This window comes from Massilimicrobiota sp. An80 (assembly GCF_002159255.1).
Classification (GTDB): domain Bacteria; phylum Bacillota_I; class Bacilli_A; order Erysipelotrichales; family Coprobacillaceae; genus Allocoprobacillus; species Allocoprobacillus merdigallinarum.
The window spans coordinates 1-25,154 of sequence record NZ_NFHI01000038.1 but is presented as its reverse complement, the minus strand read 5'-3'; the positions used below and the strand labels follow the sequence as shown (position 1 = coordinate 25,154).

At 32.4% G+C, this 25,154-nt stretch carries 26 protein-coding genes and 1 other annotated feature; of the genes, 24 read left to right on the top strand and 2 right to left on the bottom strand.

The genetic code is table 11. The annotated features are described in order from the left end of the window. Positions 1-186 precede the first annotated feature (186 nt). The 22 genes from lepB (at position 187) to dnaJ (ending at position 22,233) form a co-directional block, all read left to right on the top strand. Positions 187-729, top strand: a complete 543-nt coding sequence (gene lepB / locus B5G32_RS10280; RefSeq protein ID WP_224759469.1) for a signal peptidase I — start codon at positions 187-189, stop codon at positions 727-729. Positions 730-746: 17 nt separating this feature from the next. Next, positions 747-1,634, top strand: a complete 888-nt coding sequence (gene ylqF / locus B5G32_RS10275; RefSeq protein WP_224759470.1) for a ribosome biogenesis GTPase YlqF — start codon at positions 747-749, stop codon at positions 1,632-1,634. Further along, positions 1,619-2,248, top strand: a complete 630-nt coding sequence (locus tag B5G32_RS10270; RefSeq protein ID WP_087304543.1) for a ribonuclease HII — start codon at positions 1,619-1,621, stop codon at positions 2,246-2,248. Before ylqF ends, B5G32_RS10270 begins: the two co-directional genes overlap by 16 nt. A gap of 206 nt (positions 2,249-2,454) precedes the next feature. Next, complete coding sequence (dprA, locus tag B5G32_RS10265; RefSeq protein ID WP_087242897.1) at positions 2,455-3,219, top strand: DNA-processing protein DprA; 765 nt, start codon at positions 2,455-2,457, stop codon at positions 3,217-3,219. Between the two features lie 49 nt (positions 3,220-3,268). After that, a complete protein-coding gene (topA, locus tag B5G32_RS10260; protein ID WP_087297693.1) occupies positions 3,269-5,344 on the top strand; it encodes a type I DNA topoisomerase in 2,076 nt (691 codons plus the stop codon). 36 nt (positions 5,345-5,380) lie between these two features. Then, a complete protein-coding gene (gene trmFO, locus B5G32_RS10255; RefSeq protein ID WP_087242893.1) occupies positions 5,381-6,670 on the top strand; it encodes a methylenetetrahydrofolate--tRNA-(uracil(54)-C(5))-methyltransferase (FADH(2)-oxidizing) TrmFO in 1,290 nt (429 codons plus the stop codon). Continuing rightward, positions 6,663-7,577, top strand: a complete 915-nt coding sequence (gene xerA / locus B5G32_RS10250) for a site-specific tyrosine recombinase/integron integrase (RefSeq protein ID WP_087242891.1) — start codon at positions 6,663-6,665, stop codon at positions 7,575-7,577. Before trmFO ends, xerA begins: the two co-directional genes overlap by 8 nt. A 69-nt stretch (positions 7,578-7,646) precedes the next feature. Continuing rightward, positions 7,647-7,715: a sequence feature (ribosomal protein L21 leader region), on the top strand. A 20-nt stretch (positions 7,716-7,735) separates the two neighbouring features. Next, positions 7,736-8,092 (top strand): 50S ribosomal protein L21, encoded by a 357-nt coding sequence (gene rplU / locus B5G32_RS10245; protein WP_087242889.1) that lies wholly within the window; start codon positions 7,736-7,738, stop codon positions 8,090-8,092. Beyond that, entirely contained in the window at positions 8,092-8,415 is a 324-nt protein-coding gene (locus B5G32_RS10240) for a ribosomal-processing cysteine protease Prp (RefSeq protein WP_087242887.1), read from the top strand. The genes rplU and B5G32_RS10240 overlap by 1 nt, the downstream gene beginning before the upstream one ends. A 4-nt stretch (positions 8,416-8,419) precedes the next feature. Beyond that, positions 8,420-8,704: a 50S ribosomal protein L27 gene (gene rpmA, locus B5G32_RS10235; protein ID WP_087242885.1), complete on the top strand. Its 285-nt coding sequence runs from the start codon at positions 8,420-8,422 to the stop codon at positions 8,702-8,704. 57 nt (positions 8,705-8,761) lie between these two features. After that, on the top strand, positions 8,762-10,048 hold the full coding sequence (obgE, locus tag B5G32_RS10230; RefSeq protein WP_087242882.1) for a GTPase ObgE: 1,287 nt from the start codon (positions 8,762-8,764) through the stop codon (positions 10,046-10,048). Positions 10,049-10,154: 106 nt separating this feature from the next. Further along, positions 10,155-10,721: a Holliday junction branch migration protein RuvA gene (ruvA, locus tag B5G32_RS10225; protein ID WP_087242880.1), complete on the top strand. Its 567-nt coding sequence runs from the start codon at positions 10,155-10,157 to the stop codon at positions 10,719-10,721. Positions 10,722-10,731: 10 nt separating this feature from the next. Then, positions 10,732-11,730, top strand: a complete 999-nt coding sequence (gene ruvB, locus B5G32_RS10220; protein ID WP_087242876.1) for a Holliday junction branch migration DNA helicase RuvB — start codon at positions 10,732-10,734, stop codon at positions 11,728-11,730. 28 nt (positions 11,731-11,758) lie between these two features. Continuing rightward, positions 11,759-12,232 carry a ComEA family DNA-binding protein gene (locus tag B5G32_RS10215; protein ID WP_087936583.1) on the top strand — a complete coding sequence of 158 codons (474 nt, stop codon included), beginning with the start codon at positions 11,759-11,761 and terminating at the stop codon, positions 12,230-12,232. After that, positions 12,223-14,211: a DNA internalization-related competence protein ComEC/Rec2 gene (locus tag B5G32_RS10210; RefSeq protein WP_087936582.1), complete on the top strand. Its 1,989-nt coding sequence runs from the start codon at positions 12,223-12,225 to the stop codon at positions 14,209-14,211. Before B5G32_RS10215 ends, B5G32_RS10210 begins: the two co-directional genes overlap by 10 nt. Positions 14,212-14,243: 32 nt before the next feature. Further along, positions 14,244-15,221: a DNA polymerase III subunit delta gene (holA, locus tag B5G32_RS10205; RefSeq protein ID WP_087936581.1), complete on the top strand. Its 978-nt coding sequence runs from the start codon at positions 14,244-14,246 to the stop codon at positions 15,219-15,221. Beyond that, a complete protein-coding gene (locus B5G32_RS10200) occupies positions 15,209-16,414 on the top strand; it encodes an L-serine ammonia-lyase, iron-sulfur-dependent, subunit alpha (RefSeq protein ID WP_087297687.1) in 1,206 nt (401 codons plus the stop codon). Before holA ends, B5G32_RS10200 begins: the two co-directional genes overlap by 13 nt. Continuing rightward, on the top strand, positions 16,411-17,508 hold the full coding sequence (gene hemW, locus B5G32_RS10195) for a radical SAM family heme chaperone HemW (RefSeq protein WP_087936580.1): 1,098 nt from the start codon (positions 16,411-16,413) through the stop codon (positions 17,506-17,508). The genes B5G32_RS10200 and hemW overlap by 4 nt, the downstream gene beginning before the upstream one ends. 104 nt (positions 17,509-17,612) lie before the next feature. Beyond that, the gene (gene hrcA / locus B5G32_RS10190; RefSeq protein WP_087242864.1) at positions 17,613-18,650 is read left to right on the top strand and encodes a heat-inducible transcriptional repressor HrcA; all 1,038 of its coding nucleotides are present in this window, start codon (positions 17,613-17,615) and stop codon (positions 18,648-18,650) included. Between the two features lie 10 nt (positions 18,651-18,660). Then, positions 18,661-19,218, top strand: a complete 558-nt coding sequence (gene grpE, locus B5G32_RS10185) for a nucleotide exchange factor GrpE (protein ID WP_239386234.1) — start codon at positions 18,661-18,663, stop codon at positions 19,216-19,218. Between the two features lie 20 nt (positions 19,219-19,238). Further along, positions 19,239-21,059 (top strand): molecular chaperone DnaK, encoded by a 1,821-nt coding sequence (gene dnaK / locus B5G32_RS10180; protein ID WP_087936579.1) that lies wholly within the window; start codon positions 19,239-19,241, stop codon positions 21,057-21,059. Positions 21,060-21,108: 49 nt separating this feature from the next. Beyond that, the gene (dnaJ, locus tag B5G32_RS10175; RefSeq protein ID WP_087297684.1) at positions 21,109-22,233 is read left to right on the top strand and encodes a molecular chaperone DnaJ; all 1,125 of its coding nucleotides are present in this window, start codon (positions 21,109-21,111) and stop codon (positions 22,231-22,233) included. Between the two features lie 96 nt (positions 22,234-22,329). Here dnaJ and rpmB read toward each other — a convergent pair whose 3' ends face one another. Beyond that, entirely contained in the window at positions 22,330-22,515 is a 186-nt protein-coding gene (rpmB, locus tag B5G32_RS10170) for a 50S ribosomal protein L28 (RefSeq protein WP_087242858.1), read from the bottom strand. 292 nt (positions 22,516-22,807) lie between these two features. On the opposite strand from rpmB, the gene B5G32_RS10165 reads away from it, so the two are divergent. After that, positions 22,808-23,164, top strand: a complete 357-nt coding sequence (locus tag B5G32_RS10165) for an Asp23/Gls24 family envelope stress response protein (protein WP_087936578.1) — start codon at positions 22,808-22,810, stop codon at positions 23,162-23,164. Positions 23,165-23,176: 12 nt separating this feature from the next. After that, positions 23,177-24,838 (top strand): DAK2 domain-containing protein, encoded by a 1,662-nt coding sequence (locus B5G32_RS10160; RefSeq protein ID WP_087297683.1) that lies wholly within the window; start codon positions 23,177-23,179, stop codon positions 24,836-24,838. A 107-nt stretch (positions 24,839-24,945) separates the two neighbouring features. On the opposite strand, the gene B5G32_RS13995 is transcribed toward B5G32_RS10160, so the two are convergent. Continuing rightward, positions 24,946-25,154, bottom strand: a 209-nt coding sequence (locus tag B5G32_RS13995) for a hypothetical protein (RefSeq protein WP_204209709.1), incomplete at its 5' end; no start/stop codon positions are given.

Genomic DNA, 25,154 nt, shown 5'->3' with positions numbered 1-25,154 from the left:
TAAAATTTAAAGATTCCATAATCTAATTATACCAAAAACGACAATGATAATCATTAAAGATAATCATTGTCGTTTTCTTTTTTAGGTGGCCTTACGAATATTTATTTCGTTACAGCCCCTTTTTTTCTAGTCTTTTGAGCCTATTAAATGTATAATAAAAAGGTACATAGAAAAGGAGCGATGAGAATGAACAAAAAGAAACTCTATGTTTCTATTGTAGAAATTATAGTTGTGATTGCTGTGACTATCGGTATTTTTAAATTTGTTGTAATACCAGTAAGAATTGAAGGTATTTCAATGGAAAATACATTACATGATCATAGTATAGCTATGATTAATGCCATGGGAATTCAAGAAGATAATATCCATCGTTTTGATATTGTAGTGATTGATAGTCAGCAGCTTAATGAAAAGATTATTAAACGTGTTATAGGATTACCTAATGAAACAGTACGTTTTGAAAATGATGAATTATATATAAATGATGAGCTTGTTCAACAAGATTTTTTAGATCAGGATTTTGTTGAAGAATCAAAATTAACTTATAATGTTGAACAATTTACAGATGACTTTGAAGTCACTTTACAAGATGGTGAATATTTTGTGATGGGAGATAATCGTTTGCGTTCCACTGATTCTCGAGAGTTGGGACCATTTACTATTGATGATTTTGTTGGAATGAAAGGACTTGTGATCTATCCATTTACTGATATTCAATGGATTGATTAAAAAGGATGGTGATGAAAATGGCTAATCAAGGATCAAAAATGAATATTCATTGGTTTCCTGGACATATGGCTAAAGCCAGAAGAGAGATAACAGAAAAAATAAAAGTTATTGATATTGTCATTGAATTGGTAGATGCACGTGCTCCTTATTCATCAAAAAATCCAATGATTAATGAGATAACAAAAAATAAGCCTCGTCTTATTGTTTTAACAAAGAAGGATATGGCAGATGACCAGTATACCAAACAGTGGGTTCAATATTATGAAAAATGTGGCTATCAGGCTATGAGTGTGAATCTAAAGAATTTCAATGAATACCAGAAAGTTATTGAAAAATGCCGTGTTGTTTTGAAAGATAAAATGGAAAAGGAAAAAGCCAGAGGTCTCAAACCACGTGCTATTCGTGCTATGGTTTTGGGAATTCCAAATGTCGGGAAGTCAACTTTTATTAATAAACTGGCAAATCGTAAAGCTACAGTGACAGGAAATAAACCAGGTGTGACTAAGGCTCAACAAATTATTCGCATTGCTAAAGATTTTGAATTATTTGATACACCAGGTGTATTATGGCCAAAACTTGATGATGAACATGTGGCCAAAAATATAGCATTATTAGGATCAATCAAACAAAGTATTTTACCTTTAGATGATTTGTTTATTGAAGCTATGCGTTATTTGTCTAAACATTATCCTGAACTTTTAAAAGAACGTTATCAATTAGAAATTGATGAAAATGATCCTGATTGGATTATTCATACATTTGATCATATTGCAAAAATAAGAAAAATAAAACCATTACGTGGGGAAACGGATTATGATCGTGTTATGGAACTTTTCTTTAGTGAAGTCAATGATGGTAGCATTGGAAAAATCACATGGGAGGATCCAACATGTGTGAACGACTAAAATATGAGCAAATGGCTTATGATTTAGGAAAACATTATATTGTGGGACTTGACGAAGCTGGTCGTGGTCCAATGGCTGGTCCATTGGTTGTAGGAGCTGTTATTTTCCCTCGAGATTATTATGATGAAAGAATTAATGATTCTAAAAAATTAACTGAAAAAAAACGTGAAGAACTTTATCGTATTATTATTGAAAATGCATTAGCTTATCAAATTGAAATTATTAATGTTGAAGATGTCGATCGTTTAAACGTTTATCAGGCTAGTAAAAAAGGAATGCTGGATGCTATTGAACATATATCTATTCGCCCAGATTATGCATTGACAGATGCTATGCCTTTAGGTGATAGTATTGAACATCAGTCTATTATAAAAGGGGATGGATTATCTTTAAGTATCGGTGCAGCGAGTATTTTGGCTAAAGTGACACGTGATCGTATCATGCAGGATTATGCTAAGATATACCCTGAATATGGTTTTGATAAGCATAAGGGTTATCCCACAAAGCAACATAAAGAAGCTCTCAAAAAATATGGTGTTACACCTATTCATAGACGTTCTTTTCAGCCAGTTATTGAAATGTTAAATCAACAATTAAGTTTATTTGATGAATAAAAACATCATCAGATTCTATGTTTTTACTACAAAGTAAAAAATATTAAAATTATTATATCTTACGTTCTGTGAAGTGCATTTTTCTCAATGCGTTGATCAAAGCAATCAATAGAAAAATTGATTGTTTTTTATTTTTTGAAAAAAATTCATGGAAAAAAAGAAAAATGACAATTTTTTGCGTATATAAATAATAGGAGGATAATTATATGGAAGAATTAGTATTGTATTTTTCTTTAAAGTATGAAGGGGATTTTCAAAAAATCTATAAAGCTTTAATGAATAAAGAAAGAGTTGATGAAGAATTAAAAGTAGAATTAATGAAAAGGATGAATTGTCGTTACATAACAATTTTTAGTGATGAATATCCAGAATTGCTGAAACAGATTAACTGTCCACCATTTGTTTTGTATTATTATGGGGATTTATCATTGTTGAAAACAAAAACAATTGGTGTTGTGGGAATGCGTAATATGAGTGAATATGGGAAACGAGCAACACATTTGTTTGTGAAAGATTTAGTTCAAAATGGGTATACCATTGTCAGTGGGATGGCAAGAGGTATTGATACTGTAGCTCATCAAAATGCAATTGCCTATGGTGGACGTACCATTGCTGTACTTGGAACAGGGATTGAATACTGTTATCCTAAAGAGAATAGACTATTATATGAGGAGCTGAAAGAACATCAGTTGGTATTAAGTGAATATCCTTTTTTAACTGCTCCTCAAAAACGTCTGTTTCCATTTCGTAATCGTATAATTGCGGGTTTATCTTATAGTATATTAATAAGTGAGGCAAAACAAAAAAGTGGAACCATGATTACAGCTGGCTATGCTTTAGAACAAGGAAAAGACATTTATTGTATTCCAGGACGTTTTGATGATTATCAGGGGTGTAATGAGCTTATTAAACAGGGAGCTAAACTTGTTTTAAGTGCTCAGGATATTATGGAAGATGAAGATTATGGTTGACAAATCAAAAAAAAGACTTAATAATAGAAAACACGTAGGAGGTAATATGATGGGTAAGAATTTAGTGATTGTTGAGTCGCCATCAAAATCAAAAACAATTCAAAAGTATTTAGGTGCAGATTTTGAAGTGACTTCATCAAAAGGGCATATTAGGGACTTGGCAACTACTGGAAAAGGTGGTTTAGGAGTCGATGTGGAAAATAATTTCAAGCCTAATTATGTTATTAATAAAGACAAAAAAGATGTTGTGAAAGAGTTGAAAAAATGCGTGAAGGAAGCTGATTATGTTTATTTGGCTACTGACCCTGACCGTGAAGGTGAAGCAATCTCATGGCATCTTGCAGAAGTGTTGGGATTAGATGAAAATTCAACAAATCGTATTGTTTTTAATGAGATTACACGTGATGCTGTTATCAATGCATTGAAAAATCCTCGTACAATTGATCAAAATCTTGTTAAATCACAAGAAACGAGAAGAGTTTTAGATCGTATTATTGGATTTAAGCTTTCTAAGCTTCTACAAAAAAAGATTAAATCGAAATCAGCTGGTCGTGTTCAGTCGGTTGCATTGAGATTGATTTGTGAAAGAGAAAAAGAAATTGAAGCTTTTATTCCTGAAGAATACTGGAAAGTCAAAGCTCAATTTGAAAAAGATGATGTGACATTTGAAGCAGAGCTTGCTAAATATCACAATAAAAAAATTGAACTTCATAATGAAGAAGAAACAAATACTGTTTATGAGGCTTTAAATAAAGAGTTTCGTGTTTCTGATGTGAAGAAAACACAGAAGAAACGTGCTTCAAAACCACCATTTATTACATCTACATTACAGCAGGAAGCATCTTCAAAGTTGAATTTTAAAGCGAAACGTACAATGATGATTGCCCAAAAACTTTATGAAGGTGTCGATATTGGTAATGAAACTGTCGGTCTTATTACGTATATGAGAACGGATTCGATTCGTTTATCTGAAGGATTTATTCATGAAGCTAAGCAATATATCGGTGAAAAGTTTGGTCAAGACTATGTCGGTAGTGTGAAGGTGTCAAAGAAAAAAGACAATGTTCAGGATGCTCATGAAGGTATTCGACCAACAAGTATTATGCGTACTCCAGAAAGTGTGAAAGAGTATTTAAGTCGTGATGAATATAAGTTATATTCTTTAATTTATGCTAGAGCAATTGCTTCATTAATGGCTCCAGCTAAATTGAATGCTACAACACTTTCATTGGATAATAATGGTTATGAATTTAAAGCGAGTGGTTCAGTTATTTGCTTTGATGGATATTTAAGAGTTTATGGCGCTTATGAAAAACAAACTGATGAAATTCTACCTGAAGTGACAGTTGATGAAAAATTATTAAGTCAGGATATTCAAAAAACACAGCATTTTACAAAACCACCAGCTCGTTATAGTGAAGCAAAATTAATTAAGGAACTTGAAGATTTAGGAATTGGTAGACCAAGTACTTATGCAAGTATTATTGATACAATTGTAACAAGACAATATGTTGAACTTGTTGATAAAGCATTTAAACCAACGGAGTCAGGTTTATTAACAAATGAAAAGCTGGTTGAATTCTTTGATAGTATTATCAATGTTGAATATACAGCTCAAATGGAAAAAGAACTTGATGAAATTGCTGAAGGACATGATGATTATGTTCATGCTTTAACAACATTTGAAGATAAATTTGAACCTTTGTTAGAAAATGCTTATGATAAGATGGAACAGATTCAACCACAAAAAACAGGGGAAACATGTCCTGAATGTGGTGGTGATCTTGTGATTCGTAAAGGAAAATATGGATCGTTTGTTGCTTGTTCTAACTATCCAACATGTAAATATATTAAAAAGGAACCTGAAACGATTGAGTATACAGGAGAAACATGTCCAAAATGTGGTAGTCCAATGATTTATAAGACAGGACGTTATGGAAAGTTTGAAGCATGTTCAAATTATCCTGAGTGTAAATATATTAAAAATGAACGAAAAAAAGCTGAACCAGTGATGACAGATGAAGTTTGTCCAAAATGTGGTAGTCCAATTGTCATTAAAAAGGGACGATTTGGAGAATTTAAAGCTTGTTCAGCTTATCCAAAATGTAAAACAATTATTAAATAAAAGTCCCATATGGGACTTTTTAGAAAGGAAAAACAAATGGAAAGAGTCAATATTATAGGGGGCGGATTAGCAGGAGTAGAAGCTGCTCATCAGTTGATTTTACGCAATATTCCTGTGCGTCTATATGAAATGCGTCCACATCAGACAACTGGTGCTCATAAAACTGAATACTTTGCTGAATTGGTTTGTTCTAATTCATTAAGAGCAGATGGACTTCATAATGCTGTAGGTGTATTAAAAAAAGAAATGGAAATGAATCACAGCTTAATTATGAAATTTGCCAGAGAACATCAAGTTCCTGCTGGAGGTTCATTAGCTGTTGATCGTTTTGGGTTTTCAAAAGCAATTAGTGAATACATCGAATCTCAGCCATTAATTGAAGTTGTACGACAAGAAGTGACTCGGATTCCTGAAGGTCCAACAATTATTGCTTCAGGCCCACTGACAAGCCCTGCTTTATCACAAGATATTCAACAGTTATTGCAGAAAGATTATTTTTATTTTTATGATGCAGCAGCACCTATCATAGAAAAAGAAAGTATTGATTTTTCAAAAGCTTATCTCAAATCAAGATATGATAAAGGAGATGCTGAATATATTAACTGTCCGATGAATGAAGAACAATTTGAAGCTTTTTATAAAGCTTTAATTGAAGCTGAAGTTGTTAAACCAAAAGATTTTGAAGAAAAGTTTTTTGAAGGCTGTATGCCTTTTGAAGAAATTGCCAGAAGAGGAAAACAGACTTTACTTTTCGGACCGATGAAACCTGTTGGATTAGAAAAGGATGGTCAAAGACCATATGCGGTTGTTCAATTAAGACAAGACAATGCTGTTGGTTCACTTTATAATATTGTTGGATTCCAGACACATTTAAAATGGGGAGAACAGGAACGTATTATTCATATGATTCCTGGTTTAGAAAATGCTAAAATTGTACGATATGGTGTTATGCATCGAAACTGTTTTATCTGTTCGCCTCGCTATCTGAAACCAACATATCAGTTTATAAATCGTGATGATCTGTTTTTTGCTGGACAAATGACAGGTGTTGAAGGATATGTGGAGTCAGCTCAAAGTGGCATAGTGGCTGGTATTAATATGGCAAGATATTTACAAGATCAGGAATTACTGATTTTTCCTAGAGAGACAGTGATGGGCTCTTTGGCATATTATATTACTCATGGTAGTGAAGATGATTTTCAGCCAATGAAAGCTAATTTTGGGATTTTACCTGATTTAGCTGTGCGTGTGAAGAAAAAAGAACGTAAGGATGCCTATGCCAAACGAGCTATTGAAACAATGGAGGATTTTATTTCAAATGTCTGATTTTTATAAGACGATGAAAGAATATTTACATTATTTGCAGTATTTTAAAAACTATTCATCTTTAACAATCAAAGGATATCAAAGAGATATTGAAGAGTTTATTCAATACTGTCAGCGTGAGAATATTTCTTGTTTTGAAACAGTAAAGTATTCTTTTTTAAGAGGCTATTTGGCTTATTTACATACTAAGAATTTATCACCTAAAACGATTAATCATCATATGAGTAGTCTAAGAGGACTTTATCGCTATTTACAAAAAGAAGAACGCATTGATGATAATCCGTTTCTACTTATTGAATCGTTGAAAGAACCACAACGTCAACCAGATTTTTTATATATTGATGAAATGTTAGATTTGTTAGATAGTATTGATACACATACATCATTAGGACGTCGTAATAAAGCAATGCTTGAATTGATGTATGCCTCAGGACTACGTTGTTCAGAAGTTGTAGAGTTGCAGTTATCACAAATTGATTTTTCTAGACAACTGCTGTTGATTCACGGAAAAGGTGGTAAAGATCGTTACGTTCCGTTTCATGATTATGCGGCTTCATGGTTAAAAGATTATATTGAAAACGATCGCCAGGAGATAATGTCAAAATCACAACAGGATCATTATTTTGTATTTATTAATAAGTTTGGTAAACCTTTAACAAATCGTGGTGTGGAAGATATTGTCAATCGTGTTGTCAAAGCATATGATCCTACTAAGAAAATTCATCCTCATACCATTCGTCATTCGTTTGCAACGCATTTATTAGAACAGGGTATTGATTTACGTGTTGTTCAGGAGCTATTAGGACATGCTCATTTATCAACAACACAGGTTTATACACACATTACAAAACAGCATTTAAAAGAAATTTATGATCACTCACATCCAAGAAATCAACAAAATCATTAAGAAGTGAGAATATTTGAAAAAAATGTTGACGATAAGATGATAAAATGATAATATACAAATGTTGTAGACCTCTAGCTACAACCGCACATACAAGGTATTAAAGCTTAGCTGCCTTGATTGGCGAGTCTGAGATTATTATAAAAAGAAGGAGGTACATCATGTACGCAATTATTGAAACTGGTGGAAAACAATTAAAAGTTGAAGTTGGAGATTCTATTTTTGTTGAAAAATTAGATGTTGCTGAAGGAGAAGAAGTTGTTTTAGATAAAGTTTTATTTATTGGAGATAAAACAAATAAAATCGGTAATCCTTATATTAAAGGAGCTACTGTCACTGCTCAAGTTGAAAAACAAGGTAAAGAAAAGAAAGTTTTAATCTATAAATATAATCCTAAAAAGCATTATCATAAAAAACAAGGTCATAGACAACCTTATACAAAATTAGTGATCAAAGATATTAAAAAAACTGCTAGAAAAGCAGCTCCAAAAAGCGAAACTGCAGAAGCTGCTGAATAATGATTGAAGCTGTTATTAAAAAGCATAAACAATCCATTATTCAAATAACGGTTTCTGGACATGCTCAAAGTGCTGAATATGGCAAAGATTTAGTATGTGCTGGAGTAAGTACTGCTTGCATAGGAATTGCAAATGCATTGGTGCATTATCAGTTTTTATCACAAGAGTTAGGTACGATTGAGATTAATGATGGATATATTGATATTAAGGTTCAACATACGAATGAGCAGATTCAAGTGGTGCTAGGGACATTTGAAGTCATGCTGGAAACAATTGAAGAATCTTATTCAAAATACATGAAAATCAAAAAGATGGAGGTATGAAACCATGATGTTTAAGTTAGATTTACAATTATTCGCTTCTAAAAAAGGTGTTGGTTCAACAAAAAATGGTCGTGATTCTGAATCAAAAAGATTAGGAGCTAAATTATCTGATGGGCAATTCTGTACTGCTGGTTCTATCATTTACAGACAAAGAGGAACTAAAATCCATCCAGGTGTAAATGTTGGAAAAGGTGGAGATGACACTTTATTTGCAAAAGTAGATGGTGTTGTGAAATTTGAAAGAGACGGAAGAACAAGAAAAAAAGTTTCTGTTTATCCAGCTGCTTAATAGGAACCCCTTATATGGGGTTCTTTTTTTGAAAAAGACGGTAAAGAAGGTGAAAAGATGAAGTTTATTGATAAAGTACATATTTATGTTGAAGCAGGTAAAGGTGGCGACGGTGTTGTGGCCTTTCGTCGTGAAGCCTATGTACCTAAAGGTGGACCTGCTGGAGGAGATGGTGGAAAAGGTGGTAGTATTATTTTTGAAGCTACAACATCACTTTCCACTCTATTAGACTTTAGATATCATCGTGAATATAAAGCAAAAAGCGGTGGTCAGGGAATGGCTAAAAAGATGCATGGTGCAGATGGTGCTGATATGATTTTAAAAGTTCCTGTTGGAACTGTCATTTATGATGAAGATAGTGGACGTGTTTTAGCTGATTTAACTCATGATAAGCAAAGAGCGGTGATTGCTAAAGGTGGACGTGGTGGACGTGGAAATGCACGATTCGCAACAAGTCGTAATCCTGCTCCAACTATTTGCGAACGCGGAGAACCTGGTGAAAAATATAATTTGATTTGTGAATTAAAATTACTTGCGGATGTTGGGTTGGTTGGATTCCCATCAGTGGGGAAATCAACGTTATTATCAGTTGTAACACGTGCAAAGCCAGAGATTGCTGATTATCATTTCACAACAATTGTTCCTAATTTAGGAGTGGCTCAATCTAAAGATGGACGTTCATTTGTTATGGCTGATTTACCAGGTTTAATTGAAGGAGCCAGTCAAGGAAAAGGATTAGGGCATCAGTTCTTACGTCATATTGAAAGATGTCGTGTTATTGTTCATGTTATTGATATGGGTGGTACTGAAGGTCGTGATCCTTATGAAGATTATTTGGCTATTAATAAAGAGCTTGGTGAATATAAATATCGTTTATTAGATAGACCACAAATCATTGTTGCTAATAAGATGGATGAACCTGCAGCTGAGGAAAATCTTGAACGTTTTAAAGCTCAATTGAATGAAGATATTCCTGTTTTTCCTGTTATTGCTTTGATTCAAGAAGGTGTAGATATGGTTCTTTATGCAATTGCGGACTTATTGGATCGTACACCATCATTTGCCAGTGAAGAGGAAGAAACAGAAAACAGTGTTCTCTATACATATGAAAAACCAGATGAAATTGGATTTGAAATTCATAATATGGGTAATGGGCAATGGCACGTTACTGGTGAAAGAGTGGAAAAAATTGTTCAAATGGCATCGCTTGGTAGCGATGATGGTGTCAAACGTTTTGCACAGAAAATGCGTAATATTGGTTTGGATGATGCTTTGCGTGTGGCAGGTGTTCAAGCTGGAGACACAGTTTCAATTTTAGATTTTGAATTTGAGTTTTATGAATAGACCAATTCCATAATAGATGAAAAAATGAGAAAATTGCTTCTCATTTTTTTATTTATGTTAAAAGTGTGCTATAATGATGTGGATATTATGAAATGGGAGTTGTCACATGTATAGTTATATTAAAGGTGTTATTGTCGATATGTGTAAAGATCATATCGTGGTAGATAATCAAGGAATTGGTTATTTGATTTATGTTTCTAATCCTTATCAGTTTACAAAAGGAAAAGAAACATTAGTTTATGTGTATCAACAGGTCAGAGAAGATGGTATTATTCTGTTTGGTTTTTTAACCAAAGAAGAAAAAGATTTATTTTTGAAGTTGATACTTGTCAAGGGAATTGGTTGTAAAACGGCTATTGGTATTTTGGCTACTGGTGATGTTCAAGCAATTATTTCAGCAATTGAATCCAAAAATATTACCTATTTAAGAAAAATCCCAGGTATTGGACCTAAGGCCGCTCAACAGATTGTATTAGATTTACAAGGTAAATTTGATATACCATCATCACAAATTGTTTTAACATCAGTAGAATTTGATGAAGCTGTAGAAGTTTTGATAGCTTTAGGATATAAACGTCAGGATGTTGATCGTGTGATGAATACACTTTCTCATGAATCGCTAGATACAAATGGGTATGTAAAAAAAGCTCTAGGTTTATTAGTCAAGATATAGGAGGGTGACTATGGATTTAAATCATGATGTTTTAGATATCAATGAACATATAGAAGATGAAGAAAATCAATTAAGACCTCAATCTTTTGATGAATATATTGGACAAAGTCATTTGAAGAAGAATTTAAAAGTTTTTGTTGGGGCGGCTAAACTAAGAAATGAAACATTGGATCATGTTTTATTGTATGGGCCACCTGGTTTAGGAAAAACAACTATGTCCATGATTATTGCTAATGAAATGGGAACGCATTTAAAAGCAACAACTGGACCAAGTATTGAAAAAACTGGTGATTTGGTTGCTATTTTAACTTCGCTTGAACCTGGAGATGTCTTATTTATTGATGAAATTCATCGTTTGAATAAAGTAGTAGAAGAAATTTTATATCCAGCAATGGAAGATTTCTATGTAGATGTTGTTATTGGAAAAGAAGCTTCAACACGTTCTATTCGTATTGATTTGCCACCTTTTACACTTGTTGGAGCGACAACACGTGCTGGTGATTTATCAGCACCATTAAGAGATCGTTTTGGTATTGTTTCTAAACTTGAATATTACAATGTTGAAGAATTAACATCTATTATTAATCGTACCAGCCAGGTTTATCATATTGAAATGGATGATGAAGCTAAAATTGAATTAGCCAAAAGATCACGTGGAACACCAAGAATTGCCAATCGTTTATTTAGACGAGTGAGAGATTTTGCCCAATATAATGGTGATGATGTTATTACAAAAGAAAGAACAGTGGAAGCTTTACAATCGTTAAAAGTAGATGAATTAGGTTTAGATGATGTTGATCATAAATATCTATTAGGTATTATTCAACGTTTTCGTGGTGGGCCAGTTGGCTTAGAGGCTATTGCTGCAAGCATTGGTGAAGAACCATTGACTTTAGAAGATGTTTATGAACCTTATTTATTGCAGACAGGATTGATTAAAAGAACGCCTAGAGGGCGTGTTGTTACTGAATTAGCATATCAGCATTTTCACATTTTAAAAGAATCTTAGGATTCTTTTTTTATTTGAGGAGGTATTTATGAAAAAGAAATATCAAGTGTTAGGTCTGATTATTTTAATGATATGTTCTATTGTATATGATTTTCAAAAACCAGATGTTCAAAAAGAAGAGACGATTTCTTTGTCTTATGTTATTTTAGAAGGGGAATTTTTAAAAACAGGAAAGTATGAATTTGAAGGTGAAAAAACAATTCAGGATATTATTGATGAGGTTGGTGTTTCTGAGCAAGCTAATTTAAACTCTGTAAAGGGTGATAAGATTGTTGAAGATGAAAGTCGTTTATATATACCACCCCAACAAGAGCATGCGATTTCTTTAAATAATGCTTGCCAAGAGGAACTTATGAGTTTGCAGGGAGTAGGCGAAAAAACAGCGTTAAAAATTATTGATTATCGTCAACAACATCCTTTTGAAACAATTGAGGATATTATGAATATCAGTGGAATTGGAGAAAAAACATATTTAAGGCTTAGGGAACATCTATGCTTATAAGATATCATTGTTTCTATTATGCATTAGGACTTCTATGTCTGACATTGGGAAAAGTTCTTCATCCACTTTTTTATTTGTTATTAGGGGTTTATGCTATTTTTGTTTATCGACGATTATCTTTATATCATTTATGTTTGATGATACTTTTATGTATCATTTTTTATTTACAGCCACATTATATTTTACAATTACCTTCAGTGATTGAAGGTGAAGTCGTCAAAGCAAGTGAAAAATATTGTTATTTGAAAACAGATATAGGAACCGTTAAGCTTTATCATCAGGAAGCTATTGAATATGGTGATGTGATTAAAGCAAAAGTTGCACCACTAGAGCTTTATGAAAATACAAATGATTATGCTTTTTGTGAAAGAGATTATCTTTATGGACAAAAGATTTTTCATAAAGCTTATTTACAGACATTACTTAAGCAACAGCATCATCCTACATTTTATCACTGGCTGGAACAGCGTTTATCAGACCATCAGGATATAAATGATTATCAGAAATTATTTATTTTGGGTGAAAGAAATGAAAGTATTCATGATGATTATCAGGTTTTGACAGATTTATCTTTAGTCCATATGTTTGCTTTATCAGGTATGCATATTCATATTTTGTATGCTCTCATCAAAAATGTTCTTGGTTTATTTTTACCACGTTCTTTGTCTCGATTGATAACCTATTTATTGATTGGTTTTTATATTTTTTCTATCCCAATGCTTGTGTCTTTATATCGTGCTTTTTTTGTTTTATTGTTGTATGATTTATTGAAAAAGTGGCTGAATAAATTAGATGTTTTTGCTATTTTGATTATGGCATCTTTATTTTATAATCCTTATATCATTTTTAATATTTCTTTTGTTTTTTCTTATTTTGTTTATTTTATTGTTTTATTGACACAACATATGCGTTATTCTTCATTTTGGATTTATTTATCTTCTTTACCTATTATTCTCACACTTAATGCTCAAATTCCACTGATTGCTTTTTTTGTTAGTGATATTTTGAATCTTTTTATTGAATATTTTTATAGTTTATGTATTTTTTCAATTATTTTTCCTGCTTTAGAAATTATTTTAAAATATTATGTAAGTGTTTTTCAAAGTATTTTATCTTTTTTAGAAACAATCAATCATTTTATTGTTTTTTCAAAACCTACATTAGCATGGCTTGTCTTGTTTTATTTCTTTTATTTTCGGCTTTTATTACGTCAGGAGATCCAGCATCGCTATCGCCATGATATATGTGCTTTAGTTTCATTAATGCTGGTGTTAAATGTATGGAGTCAATATAAGATTTATGGAGAAGTGACAATGATTGATGTTGGACAAGGAGATTGTACTTTGATTCGTTTACCAATGAATCAGGGGCATATTTTAATTGATACTGGAGGGCATCAGGAATATGATTTGGCTACACAAACAATTATTCCCTATTTAAAGTCAGTTGGAATTTCACATTTAGATTATGTTTATATTTCTCATGATGATTTTGATCATTGTGGAGCATTAGATTCTTTGCTGGAACATTTTTCAGTTGGACAAGTGATTGATAGTTTTGAAGAGAGTCGACAAATTGGATGTGCTCATATTCAAATGTTAAAAAGTGACAAAATTTATAGTGATTCAAATGACCAGTCTTTACTCATGTATGTGACTTTACCAGCTATGAATATCCTGTTTATGGGGGATGCTTCTGTTGCTGTTGAAAAGGATATTGAAAAACAGCTTCAAGACTTAGATGTTGATGTTCTTAAAGTATCTCATCATGGAAGTGCAACGGCTACATCAGCCACTTTTTTATCACAAATTCATCCTGAAATTGCAATGATTGGTGTCAAGAAGGATAATATGTATCATCATCCATCATTAGAAGTGATTGAACGATTGCAAAGAAAAGGAATCACAATTTTACGTACTGATCAAGATGGGATGTTTCATATTCGATTTTATGGAAAAGAACGTTACATTTTAAGGTGATTCATGTATAATGATAGGCGTGGGGTGATTCTATGAATTTTGTTATTTATGGTGAAGATAAATTATTAATGGAACAAAGATTGAAGACATTAAAGAAAAAATATCATATTCAGGAAGATGATATGAATATTGTGACATATTGGTGTCAGGACACACCGTTATCATCTATCATAGAAGATGCTTTAACACCACCTTTTTTAAGTGAGTATAAAATGATTGTTGTGAAAAACCCCGTTTTTTTGACAACGCAAAAACAAAAAATAACAAGTGATGAAGATATTCAAAAATTTATGGATTATTTAAAACTAGACAATCCTACTACAGTTCTTGTCATCTATCATGATCAAAGAAATTTTGATGAAAGAAAAAAAGTTGTTAAAGAGTTGCGTAAAAATGCTCATTTTTATGATATTGAAAAAATGGATGAACATCAATTATATAAAGCCACACATCAGGCTATTAAAAGTCGTGGCTGTGAGATTGATGAAGAAGCTTTAAGGTTGTTTTTATCACGTATGCCAAATAATTTATTAGAAATTTCTCAGGAAGTTCAAAAACTTTGTTTATATACAAAGCATATTACAACACAGACAGTTGATTTGTTAGTGAGTAAACAGATTGAAGAAAATGTGTTTGAATTAACTCAAGCTATTTTAAATAAGGAAACAGCGAGAAGTTTTCGTATCTATAAAGATCTTATTATGAATAATGAAGAACCAGTGAAATTGATTGTGTTGATTGGAAATGCTATGCGTTTATTATATCAGGTGAAATTGTTGGATAGAAAAGGCTATAATGATAAAGAGATAGCCCAAATGTTATCTATTAAATCTGGCCGTTTGTGGTATATTAGACGAGATAGTCGAAATTTTGATTTGAAAGAATTATTGGTTTGTATTGATGAATTATCACAACTTGATATTGCGATAAAAACAGGAAAAATTGATAAATACAAGGGTTTAGAACTCTTTTTAATGCGAATGGGAGGAAATGGAAAATGGAATCAATGAGAGAATTATTTAAAATTGGTGTTGGGCCCTCTTCATCACATACGATGGGACCTCAAAGGGCAGCCTTAAAAATAAGTGAAATGTATCCTGAAGCCACACATTTTCATGTTGATTTACATGGTTCATTGGCTTTAACAGGGAAGGGACATTTAACTGATTATATAATTGAAAAGACTTTTGCGCCAAAACCTGTTCAATTTTCTTTTAAAAGTGAAGAATTACCTTTTCATCCTAATGGCATGATTGTTCATGTTTATAAGGATGATGTAGAAATGAAAACGGTAGAAGTTTATTCTATTGGTGGTGGTTCCATCCTATTTAAAGGAGATTTGGCTCAAGATCCAGTTCAGGTATATCAACAAAATACAATGAAAGAAATACTTGACTATGTAGATGTTCATGGTATTTCTTTATATGATTATGTTTTAGAAAATGAAGGTGAGGATTTTGATCATTTTCTTTCTGATATATTGGAAGCTATGTTTGAAAGTGTTGAAAATGGTTTGAAAAAAGAAGGAGTCATTCAAGGAAAGCTAAAATTAAAAAGAGTAGCAAAATCAATGTTTCAACAGGCACAAAATACGCGACGTGAAGCTGATCGTGAAAGATTATTTATTTCTAGTTATGCTTATGCTGTGTCAGAAGAAAATGCTGATGGTGGACAGATTGTGACAGCACCAACATGTGGGGCGAGTGGTATTATGCCAGCTATTCTTTATTATTGTTATAAGCAATTACATATTGAAAAGAAAGATTTGATTAAAGCTTTAGCTATTGGCGGTTTATTTGGTAATGTTGTTAAAACAAATGGTACAATTTCTGGCGCTGATGGTGGTTGTCAGGCAGAAGTAGGAACGGCCTGTGCAATGGCGGCTGCTACAATGGCTTGGATATATGAACTTAATAATTCGTTAATAGAGTATGCTGCTGAAATGGGATTAGAACACAATCTAGGATTGACTTGTGATCCTGTAGGTGGTTATGTTCAAATTCCATGTATTGAGCGTAATGGATATGGATCATTACGTGCATTAGATGCAGCAATGTTAGCTAAACAGTTAGGTTATTTAAGAAAAAACAAAGTGTCTTTTGATACTATTGTCAAAGTCATGAAAGAAACGGGTAAAGATTTATCTAGTGATTATAAAGAAACCTCTCTAGGTGGATTGGCGAAAGAATTTGGTTTATCATGAGTGCTTTATATGTTCATGTTCCATTCTGTCAGCATATTTGTAGTTATTGTGATTTTTGTAAAGTCTTTTATGATGAAAAATGGACCTGGGATTATTTAAAAGCTTTATCTTTTGAAATAAAAGATAAAGCTTTATCAACATCTTATGATAGTATCTATATTGGTGGTGGAACACCAACTGCTCTTACTTATCAGCAGCTTCAATACTTATTTGAATTATTAAAACCTTTTTCCAAACAAGTTCAAGAATATAGTATCGAAGTCAATCCAGAAACAATGGATCAAGAAAAATTAGAGCTTTGTTTTCAAAATGGTGTCAATCGTTTAAGCATTGGTGTCCAGACCTTTCGTGATGATTTATTAAAAAAGATTGGTAGAGTTCATACCTCTAAACAAGTTTTAGAACTCATAAAAGATGCTCAAACAATAGGCTTTCAAGATATTAATATTGACTTGATGTATGGTTTACCAGATCAGACATTAGAAGATGTTCAAGCAGATATTCAACAATTATGTCAATTAGACATAGGACATGTTTCCTATTATGCGTTGATTTTAGAGGATCATACAATCTTGAAAAATATGAATTATCAGCCTTTAGATGATGAAGAAGATGCCAAGTGGTATCATTTTATACGACAAGAATTAAAAAAATATGGTTTCCATCAATATGAAGTGAGTAATTATTATCGTTATAAACCATCGTTACATAATCTTGTATACTGGCATTATCAGGATTATGAGGGGATTGGTCTTTCTGCACATTCATTAAAAAAACATCATCGTTATGAAAATACAAAATCTTTGACACGTTATTTGAATCATCATTATTTAGAAAATGATATTCCATTGTCTATGAAGGATTACTTGTTTGAAAAAATCATGATGGGTTTACGTTTGAATGAAGGGATTTCTCTTGAGGAAATGAATAGATTATTTGATATTGATTTTCAAGTGAAATATCAAGATGTCATTACTAAATATCAAAATATGAATTTTTTAGAAATAACGAATGGATATTTAAAAACAACATCTTTAGGGATGGATTATCTCAATAATATTTTAATAGATTTTTTAGAAGATGAACAGGGATGACCTGTTTTTCATTCTTTTTTAGCACAAAAGTGTTGACAGTGCTAAAAAGATGAGTATAATGTAATTAGCACAAGAGGAAAAGGAGTGCTAAAGGAGGCTATGATATGCTGACAGCTAGGCAATTACTGATTTTAAAATGTATTGTTGAAGAATTTGTGGAAACGGCTGAGCCAGTAGGATCAAAAACCTTAATGACGAAATATCAGCTTCCTTATTCGAGTGCAACAATTAGAAATGAAATGTCGTTTCTAGAAGAACACGGTTACTTAGAGAAGACGCATACGTCTTCAGGGCGTGTCCCATCAACAAAAGGATATCGTTTTTATGTCGATACCTTGATGCAACCTAGTGTAGATGACGAGGTGAAAAATCAGGTTTCAACAATTTTGGGAGATCGACATCGCTCTTTAAATGAAATTATTAAAGAGAGTTGCCAAATTTTAAGTCAATTGACTCATTTGACAACAGTCGCATTAGGACCAAATGCAATTTATGAACATTTACAGAATATTACACTTGTTCCTTTATCTGAACATACTGTGACAGCCATTATCGTCACAGATAAAGGACATGTTGAAAATCGAAACTTCAATATTAAAAATAATGCTTATATGGAAGATTTAACGAGTTGTGTCAATGTCATGAATGAATTGCTTGATGGAACACCAATGAATCAAGTCGTTTATCATTTAGAAAGAGATGTCAAACCTATATTAAGTGCTCGTATTAAAGAACATGAAGTTCTATTCAATGCTTTCTTGGAAGCATTTATGAAGTTTGCGAATAACAATGTTTATTTTTCTGGAAAAGAGAATATGTTATATCAGCCAGAATATAACGATGTGAATAAATTACGTCGTTTAGTCACTGCATTTGAAAATTCACAATCTTGGAAAAGTTTGGAACCGATTGCTTTGGAAGATGGTGTAACGGTCAGAATTGGAAGTGATTCACCAATAAAGGATTTAAATGATGTTTCGGTGATTTCAGCTTCGTTTAAAACAGGGAATGAGTCTAAAGGATCTATTTCAGTCATTGGGCCAACACGTATGCCTTATGAGAAAGTCGTTTCTTTAGTTGAGTATATTTCAAAGAGCTTAGAAGAAGTTCTTGTAAGTCAAAATGATGAAGATGATGAATAGAGGTGAAACAATGGCAAAGGAAAAGGAAACTGAAAAAGAAGAAGTAACAGAAGAAGTTGTAGATGAACAAACAAATGAAAATGAAGAAAAGCAAGATGAGAATACAACAGAAAGCTTAGAAAAGCAAATGAAAAAATTGGAAGAAGAAGTCAATACATGGAAAACGGATTATTATAAAGTTTTTGCAGATATGGAAAACTTAAAAAGACGTTTGGAAAAAGAACATCAAAATTCATTAAAATTTATGATGCAGTCATTTATTGAAGAATTGCTTCCAGTAGTGGATAATTTTGAACGTTCGTTGAATGTGCAAAATCCAAGTGAAGAAGTTCAAACTTTCTTGAAAGGTTATCAGATGATCTTTGATCAGTTGATGAACATTTTAAAGAAAAATGGTGTAGAAGTGATTGAAGCTCAAGGTAAAGAATTTGATCCAAATCTACATCAGGCAGTAATGACAACACACGATGAAAATTTTGATCACAATGTTGTTGTAGAAGAACTTCAAAAAGGTTACAAATTGAAAGATCGCGTTATTCGTGCATCTTTAGTCAAAGTCAATGAATAAATTTTAGGAGGATGATTATTATGGGTAATAAAATTATTGGTATTGATTTAGGAACAACAAACTCATGTGTAAGTGTGATGGAAAATGGTGAAGCAAAAGTTATTGCAAATCCTGAAGGATTAAGAACAACTCCATCTGTTGTTGCTTTCAAAAATGGAGAAATTATTGTTGGTGAAGCTGCTAAACGTCAAGCAGTTACAAACAAAGAAACTGTTATGTCAATTAAAAGACATATGGGTACAAACTATAAAGAACATGTTAATGGTAAAGATTATACACCTCAAGAAATTTCAGCTATGATTTTACAAAACTTAAAAGCAACTGCTGAATCTTATTTAGGTGAATCAGTTAATCGTGCTGTTATTACAGTACCTGCATATTTCAATGATGCTCAACGTCAGGCAACAAAAGATGCTGGTAAAATTGCTGGATTAGAAGTTGAACGTATTATCAACGAACCAACTGCAGCAGCATTAGCATTTGGTGTTGATAAATTAGATAAAGAACAAAAAGTTTTAGTTTATGACTTAGGTGGAGGAACATTTGACGTTTCTATCCTTGATTTAGCTGATGGTATGTTTGAAGTTTTAGCTACTGCTGGTGATAACCATTTAGGTGGAGATGACTTTGACCAAGCTATCATGAACTGGATTGTTGATGAATTCAAAAAAGAACAAGGTGTTGACTTAAGCAACGATAAAATGGCTATGCAACGTGTAAAAGAAGCTGCAGAAAAAGCGAAAAAAGATGTTTCTGGTATGATGCAAACTCAAATTTCATTACCATTCATTTCGGCTGGTCCAGCTGGTCCATTACATCTTGAATTAACACTAACAAGAGCTAAATTTGATGAATTAACACATGATTTAGTTATGCGTACAGAAGGACCTGTAAGACAAGCATTAAGTGATGCAGGTATGTCTCCAAGTGATATTGATCAAGTTTTATTAGTTGGTGGTTCTACACGTATTATTGCAGTTCAAGAATCAGTAAAGAGATTACTTGGAAAAGAACCTAACAAATCAGTAAACCCTGATGAAGTTGTTTCTATGGGTGCTGCAATCCAAGGTGGAGTTATTGCTGGAGATGTTAAAGACATTGTCTTACTAGATGTAACACCATTATCATTAGGTATTGAAACAATGGGTGGAGTTATGACTGTCTTAATTGAAAGAAATACAACTATCCCAACAACTAAATCACAAATCTTCTCTACTGCTGCTGATAATCAACCTGCTGTTGATATCAACGTATTACAAGGTGAAAGAACAATGGCTAAAGATAATAAACAATTAGGTTTATTTAAATTAGATGGTATTGAACCTGCACCTAGAGGAGTACCTCAAATTGAAGTGACTTTCAGCATTGATGTTAACGGTATTGTTAATGTTAAAGCAAAAGATATGAAAACACAAAAAGAACAATCTATCACTATTCAAAACTCAACTGGTTTAAGTGATGAAGAAATTGATAGAATGGTTAAAGAAGCTGAAGCAAATAAAGCTGATGACGAAAAGAAACGTAAAGATATTGAAACAAGAAATAAAGCAGAACAAATGATTAATGAAATTGATAAAGCTTTAGCTGAACAAGGTGATAAGATTGATGATAATCAAAAAGCTCAAGCTACTGCTTTAAGAGATGAATTAAAGAAAGCATTAGATGCTAACGATATGGCTACACTTGAAGCAAAAATGAGTGAATTAGAACAAGTTGCTCAACAAATGGCAGCCTATCAATATCAACAATCACAACAAGGAGCTAATCCAACAGGTGATGCTTCAAATACAGCAACTCAAGATGATGATGTTGTTGATGCAGATTTTACAGAAAAAAATTAAAATAAAGCCAAGGCTTTGCCTTGGTTTTATCTAGTCAAGAGGTGAGATTATGGCTGAAAAAAGAGATTATTATGAAGTGCTAGGTATATCAAAGAGTGCCAGTGCTGATGAAATAAAAAGAGCATATCGTAAAATGGCTAAAAAATATCACCCTGATGTCAATAAGGAACCTGGAGCAGAAGAAAAGTTTAAAGAAGTTCAGGAAGCCTATGATGTTTTATCTGATGACAATAAAAAAGCTGCCTACGATCGTTATGGTCATGCTGCATTTGATCAAGCTGGTGGATTCGGTGGAGGAGCCGGAGGCTTTGGCGGATTTGGTGGCTTTGAAGATGTTGACTTAGGAGATATTTTTGGTTCATTCTTTGGTGGTGGAGGATCACGTCAAAGAAAAAGTGGACCTATGCGTGGTGAAGACCGCTTTGTTCAATTAGAAATTGATTTTATGGATGCTATTAAAGGTAAGAAGGCAGAAATTAAAATCAATTATGATGAACAATGTTCACATTGTCATGGAACTGGTGCGAAAACACCTAACGATTATCAGACATGTTCTAGATGTGGTGGAACAGGTACGATTCGTACACAACAACGTTCGCCTTTTGGAACATTTGTAAATCAGACAACATGTCCTGATTGCCATGGTACAGGTAAAGTGGTTAAAGAAAAATGTCCTCACTGTCATGGTAATGGATATGTCAATAAAAATATAACAGTTGAATTAAATATACCAGCTGGTATTAATACACACCAACAGTTACGTGTTCAAGGTAAAGGACGTCGTGGTACAAATGGTGGACCTAATGGTGATTTATATGTTGAAATCTATGTCAAACCACATCAACACTTCCAGCGTGATGGTAGAAACATTTATATTTCTATTCCAATTTCAGCAGTTGATGCCACTCTAGGTTGTGAAGTAGATGTCCCAACGGTTTATGGTGATGTGACATTAAAAGTTCCAGAAGGAACACAACCAGGTACAACATTACGTTTAAAGGGTAAAGGTGTGAAGGATTTACGTAGTGATAATTATGGAGATCAATTTGTTAAAATTGATGTTAAGATTCCTACAAAATTATCTCGTGAAGAAAAAGATCTTTATCATAAGTTAAAAAAAGCCGCAAAAAAAGAATCAATCTTTGATCAATTCAAAAAAGGTTTTAGAAGATAGCATGAATTTGTTATCTTCTTTTTTTCATATGATAGGGTATAATGATTGAATAAAAGGGCATAAAAAAAGCATCCAGGAAGGATGCAATCTTTATCATTAAGCACTTTTTCTAAGAGTTCTTAATTCTCTTGCTGAAATTTTTACTTTTTTTGGTTTACCATTGACTAAAATAGTAGCTTTTTGTAAGTTAACATTCCATTTTCTCTTAGTTGCATTTAATGCATGAGAACGAGAATTACCAGACATAGGTCCTTTTCCGCTCACTTCACATTTTCTAGCCATTATATTCACCATCCTTTACAAAGTGTCATTCACATACCTAAGTATAATATCATTAATAAAAAGAAAATGCAAATACTTTTTTATATAAACATAAAAAATATTTTGTATTTGAACGTAAATATAATATATGAAAAATATGAATATTTCAATATTTTTTTAAATTTTATTTACAAGATAATATAAGTGGGTTATAATGCGTATGCATTGTTATGAAATAATTGTCAACAATTTAAAAATAAGATATAATATAGTTAACTATTTATGAATTTATGATAAGAACGGAGGAATAGTTATGATAACAAAAACAACTGATTTAGGAGATATTTATCTTTCATTAGATGTCGTTGCTAGCATTACTGGGGGTGCTGCAACTGAATGCTATGGAGTTGTTGGAATGGCAAGCCAAAAGATTATGAAAGATGGTTTTTATGATCTTTTAGGTAAAGATAATTATGCTAAAGGGATTGTCGTAGAAGATGGGGAAACAGGAATTATTTTAAATGTCTATATTATCGTTGGATATGGTGTCAAAATTTCTGAGGTTGTTTATGAAGTTCAAAAGAAAGTGAAATATGTTTTAGAAACAACTTTAGATATTGATATTGAAGCAGTGAATGTTTTTGTACAAAGCATTCGTGTAACAGATTAGTGGAGGGTTAACATGAGAATCATTGATGGTAAACAGTTTAAAGAGATGGTTATAACAGGTGCAACTGTTTTGCATAATAATCATCCAGAAATTGATGCACTAAATGTTTTTCCTGTGCCTGATGGAGATACAGGTACAAATATGTCTTTAACATTTAGTTCTGGGGCAGATGAGATTGAAAAGTTAGATTCTAACGATATATATGAAATTTCAAAAAAATTATCTAAAGGTTTATTGATGGGAGCAAGGGGAAACTCTGGTGTTATTTTATCACAGATCTTTAGAGGTATTTCTATGGCTTTTGAGGGAAAATCTCAAGTGGATGCTGTAGAATTAGCACAAGCTTTACAAAATGGAGCAAAAGTAGCTTATAAAGCTGTTATGCGACCTGTTGAAGGTACAATTTTAACTGTCATAAGAGAATCAAGTGAAGCTGTTGTAAAATATGCAAAACCTGGTATGGAAATCGAAGATGTTTTTTCTTACTTTGTAAAAGAAGCTGAAGAATCATTGGAAAGAACACCAGAACTTTTGCCTGTATTAAAAGAAGTTGGTGTTGTTGATAGTGGTGGTGCTGGTCTCTTATTGATTTTAACAGGGTTTATGGCTGCTTTAGCTGGTGAAGAAATTGAACGTGTAGATATTAATAACGATAATGCAAAAGAAGCACTTGTTGATGTTGAATCTGATAGTGAAGATGCATATGGTTATTGTACGGAATTTATTTTTAGATTGGATCCAGCAAAAATAAAAGTTTTTAAAGAAGAAAATTTACGTAATGAACTAGAAAGATTGCCTGGTAATAGTATTGTTGTTGTTCAGGATGAAGATATAGTGAAAGTTCATGTGCATACATTAAAACCAGGAAATGCTTTAAATGTGGCACAAAGATATGGTGAGTTTATTAAATTAAAGATTGAAAATATGCAAGAACAGCATAATTCTATTTTAGAAGCTAATAGTACACCTGCTGCTAATGCAAAAGCTACATTAACAGCACCAAAGGAAGAACCTAAGGATGTGTCTATTATTAGTGTGGCTGCTGGTGACGGTATTAAAGATATGTTCTTAGAATTGCATTGTGATTATGTTGTCAGTGGTGGGCAAACAATGAATCCTTCTGCTGAAGATATCGTTCAAGCCATTCGTGATGTTAATGCAAAACATGTCATTATATTACCAAATAACTCAAACATTGTGATGACAGCACAACAGGCAGCTATTATTTTAGAAGATGAAGTAGATGTTCATGTGATTCCTTCTAAAACAATTCCACAAGGTTTATCAGCATGTATTATGTTTAATCCAGAAGTGTCTTTAGAAGACAATTTAAATGAAATGAATGAGGCTATTGCAAATGTGAAAACTGGACAAGTGACTTTTGCAATTAAAGATACAAATATTGATGGTGTGGATATTAAGGCTAATCAATATATGGCATTATGTGAAAAAGAGATTATTGCCTGTGTTCCAAATAAAGTAGAAGCTTTAAAAGAAACTTTAAATGGATTGGTTGATGAAGATTCGGAAATTATTACTTTAATTTATGGTGAAGATGTAACTGAAGACGAAGTTGAAGATATTGAAAGTTATGTTGAAGATCACTTTGAAGCTGAAATCGAATGTGTAAATGGAAAACAACCAGTATATTCATTTATTGTAGGTGTTGAATAGAATATTACGAAAGACAGGATAATATTTAAAAATATTTATTATAGAATACGGAAGGCTCGATTTTATCGAGCTTTTTTGCATCTTATGAAATAATAAAGAATATTGGGTTATTTTTTTAATGATTTTTGCACTTTTTTTATCTTGGTTTGTTTATCAAAACAAATTGTTTTTTCTGTAATGATAACAAATATTATTTTAAAATCCTTATTTGCACAGTGAGCCTGTAAATAGTATAATAGATGTGCGATAAAAGCACTAACAATTATGCTTAGGCGAGCAGCTGTGCAATTGTGATGTGGAAGTCCTCTGCACAACT

What these genes read in the sequence shown, in the direction of transcription:
- lepB (WP_224759469.1), top strand. Translation starts at nt 187, where the DNA reads ATGAACAAAAAGAAACTCTATGTTTCTATTGTAGAAATTATAGTTGTG.
- holA (WP_087936581.1), top strand. Translation starts at nt 14,244, where the DNA reads ATGAATTTTGTTATTTATGGTGAAGATAAATTATTAATGGAACAAAGA.
- rpmA (WP_087242885.1), top strand. Translation starts at nt 8,420, where the DNA reads ATGATGTTTAAGTTAGATTTACAATTATTCGCTTCTAAAAAAGGTGTT.
- grpE (WP_239386234.1), top strand. Translation starts at nt 18,661, where the DNA reads ATGGCAAAGGAAAAGGAAACTGAAAAAGAAGAAGTAACAGAAGAAGTT.
- topA (WP_087297693.1), top strand. Translation starts at nt 3,269, where the DNA reads ATGGGTAAGAATTTAGTGATTGTTGAGTCGCCATCAAAATCAAAAACA.
- B5G32_RS10160 (WP_087297683.1), top strand. Translation starts at nt 23,177, where the DNA reads ATGAGAATCATTGATGGTAAACAGTTTAAAGAGATGGTTATAACAGGT.
- dnaJ (WP_087297684.1), top strand. Translation starts at nt 21,109, where the DNA reads ATGGCTGAAAAAAGAGATTATTATGAAGTGCTAGGTATATCAAAGAGT.
- hrcA (WP_087242864.1), top strand. Translation starts at nt 17,613, where the DNA reads ATGCTGACAGCTAGGCAATTACTGATTTTAAAATGTATTGTTGAAGAA.
- rpmB (WP_087242858.1), bottom strand. Translation starts at nt 22,515, where the DNA reads ATGGCTAGAAAATGTGAAGTGAGCGGAAAAGGACCTATGTCTGGTAAT.
- B5G32_RS10270 (WP_087304543.1), top strand. Translation starts at nt 1,619, where the DNA reads ATGTGTGAACGACTAAAATATGAGCAAATGGCTTATGATTTAGGAAAA.
- B5G32_RS10210 (WP_087936582.1), top strand. Translation starts at nt 12,223, where the DNA reads ATGCTTATAAGATATCATTGTTTCTATTATGCATTAGGACTTCTATGT.
- B5G32_RS10165 (WP_087936578.1), top strand. Translation starts at nt 22,808, where the DNA reads ATGATAACAAAAACAACTGATTTAGGAGATATTTATCTTTCATTAGAT.
- rplU (WP_087242889.1), top strand. Translation starts at nt 7,736, where the DNA reads ATGTACGCAATTATTGAAACTGGTGGAAAACAATTAAAAGTTGAAGTT.
- hemW (WP_087936580.1), top strand. Translation starts at nt 16,411, where the DNA reads ATGAGTGCTTTATATGTTCATGTTCCATTCTGTCAGCATATTTGTAGT.
- dprA (WP_087242897.1), top strand. Translation starts at nt 2,455, where the DNA reads ATGGAAGAATTAGTATTGTATTTTTCTTTAAAGTATGAAGGGGATTTT.
- B5G32_RS10215 (WP_087936583.1), top strand. Translation starts at nt 11,759, where the DNA reads ATGAAAAAGAAATATCAAGTGTTAGGTCTGATTATTTTAATGATATGT.
- B5G32_RS10200 (WP_087297687.1), top strand. Translation starts at nt 15,209, where the DNA reads ATGGAATCAATGAGAGAATTATTTAAAATTGGTGTTGGGCCCTCTTCA.
- dnaK (WP_087936579.1), top strand. Translation starts at nt 19,239, where the DNA reads ATGGGTAATAAAATTATTGGTATTGATTTAGGAACAACAAACTCATGT.
- ruvA (WP_087242880.1), top strand. Translation starts at nt 10,155, where the DNA reads ATGTATAGTTATATTAAAGGTGTTATTGTCGATATGTGTAAAGATCAT.
- B5G32_RS10240 (WP_087242887.1), top strand. Translation starts at nt 8,092, where the DNA reads ATGATTGAAGCTGTTATTAAAAAGCATAAACAATCCATTATTCAAATA.
- ylqF (WP_224759470.1), top strand. Translation starts at nt 747, where the DNA reads ATGGCTAATCAAGGATCAAAAATGAATATTCATTGGTTTCCTGGACAT.
- xerA (WP_087242891.1), top strand. Translation starts at nt 6,663, where the DNA reads ATGTCTGATTTTTATAAGACGATGAAAGAATATTTACATTATTTGCAG.
- ruvB (WP_087242876.1), top strand. Translation starts at nt 10,732, where the DNA reads ATGGATTTAAATCATGATGTTTTAGATATCAATGAACATATAGAAGAT.
- trmFO (WP_087242893.1), top strand. Translation starts at nt 5,381, where the DNA reads ATGGAAAGAGTCAATATTATAGGGGGCGGATTAGCAGGAGTAGAAGCT.
- obgE (WP_087242882.1), top strand. Translation starts at nt 8,762, where the DNA reads ATGAAGTTTATTGATAAAGTACATATTTATGTTGAAGCAGGTAAAGGT.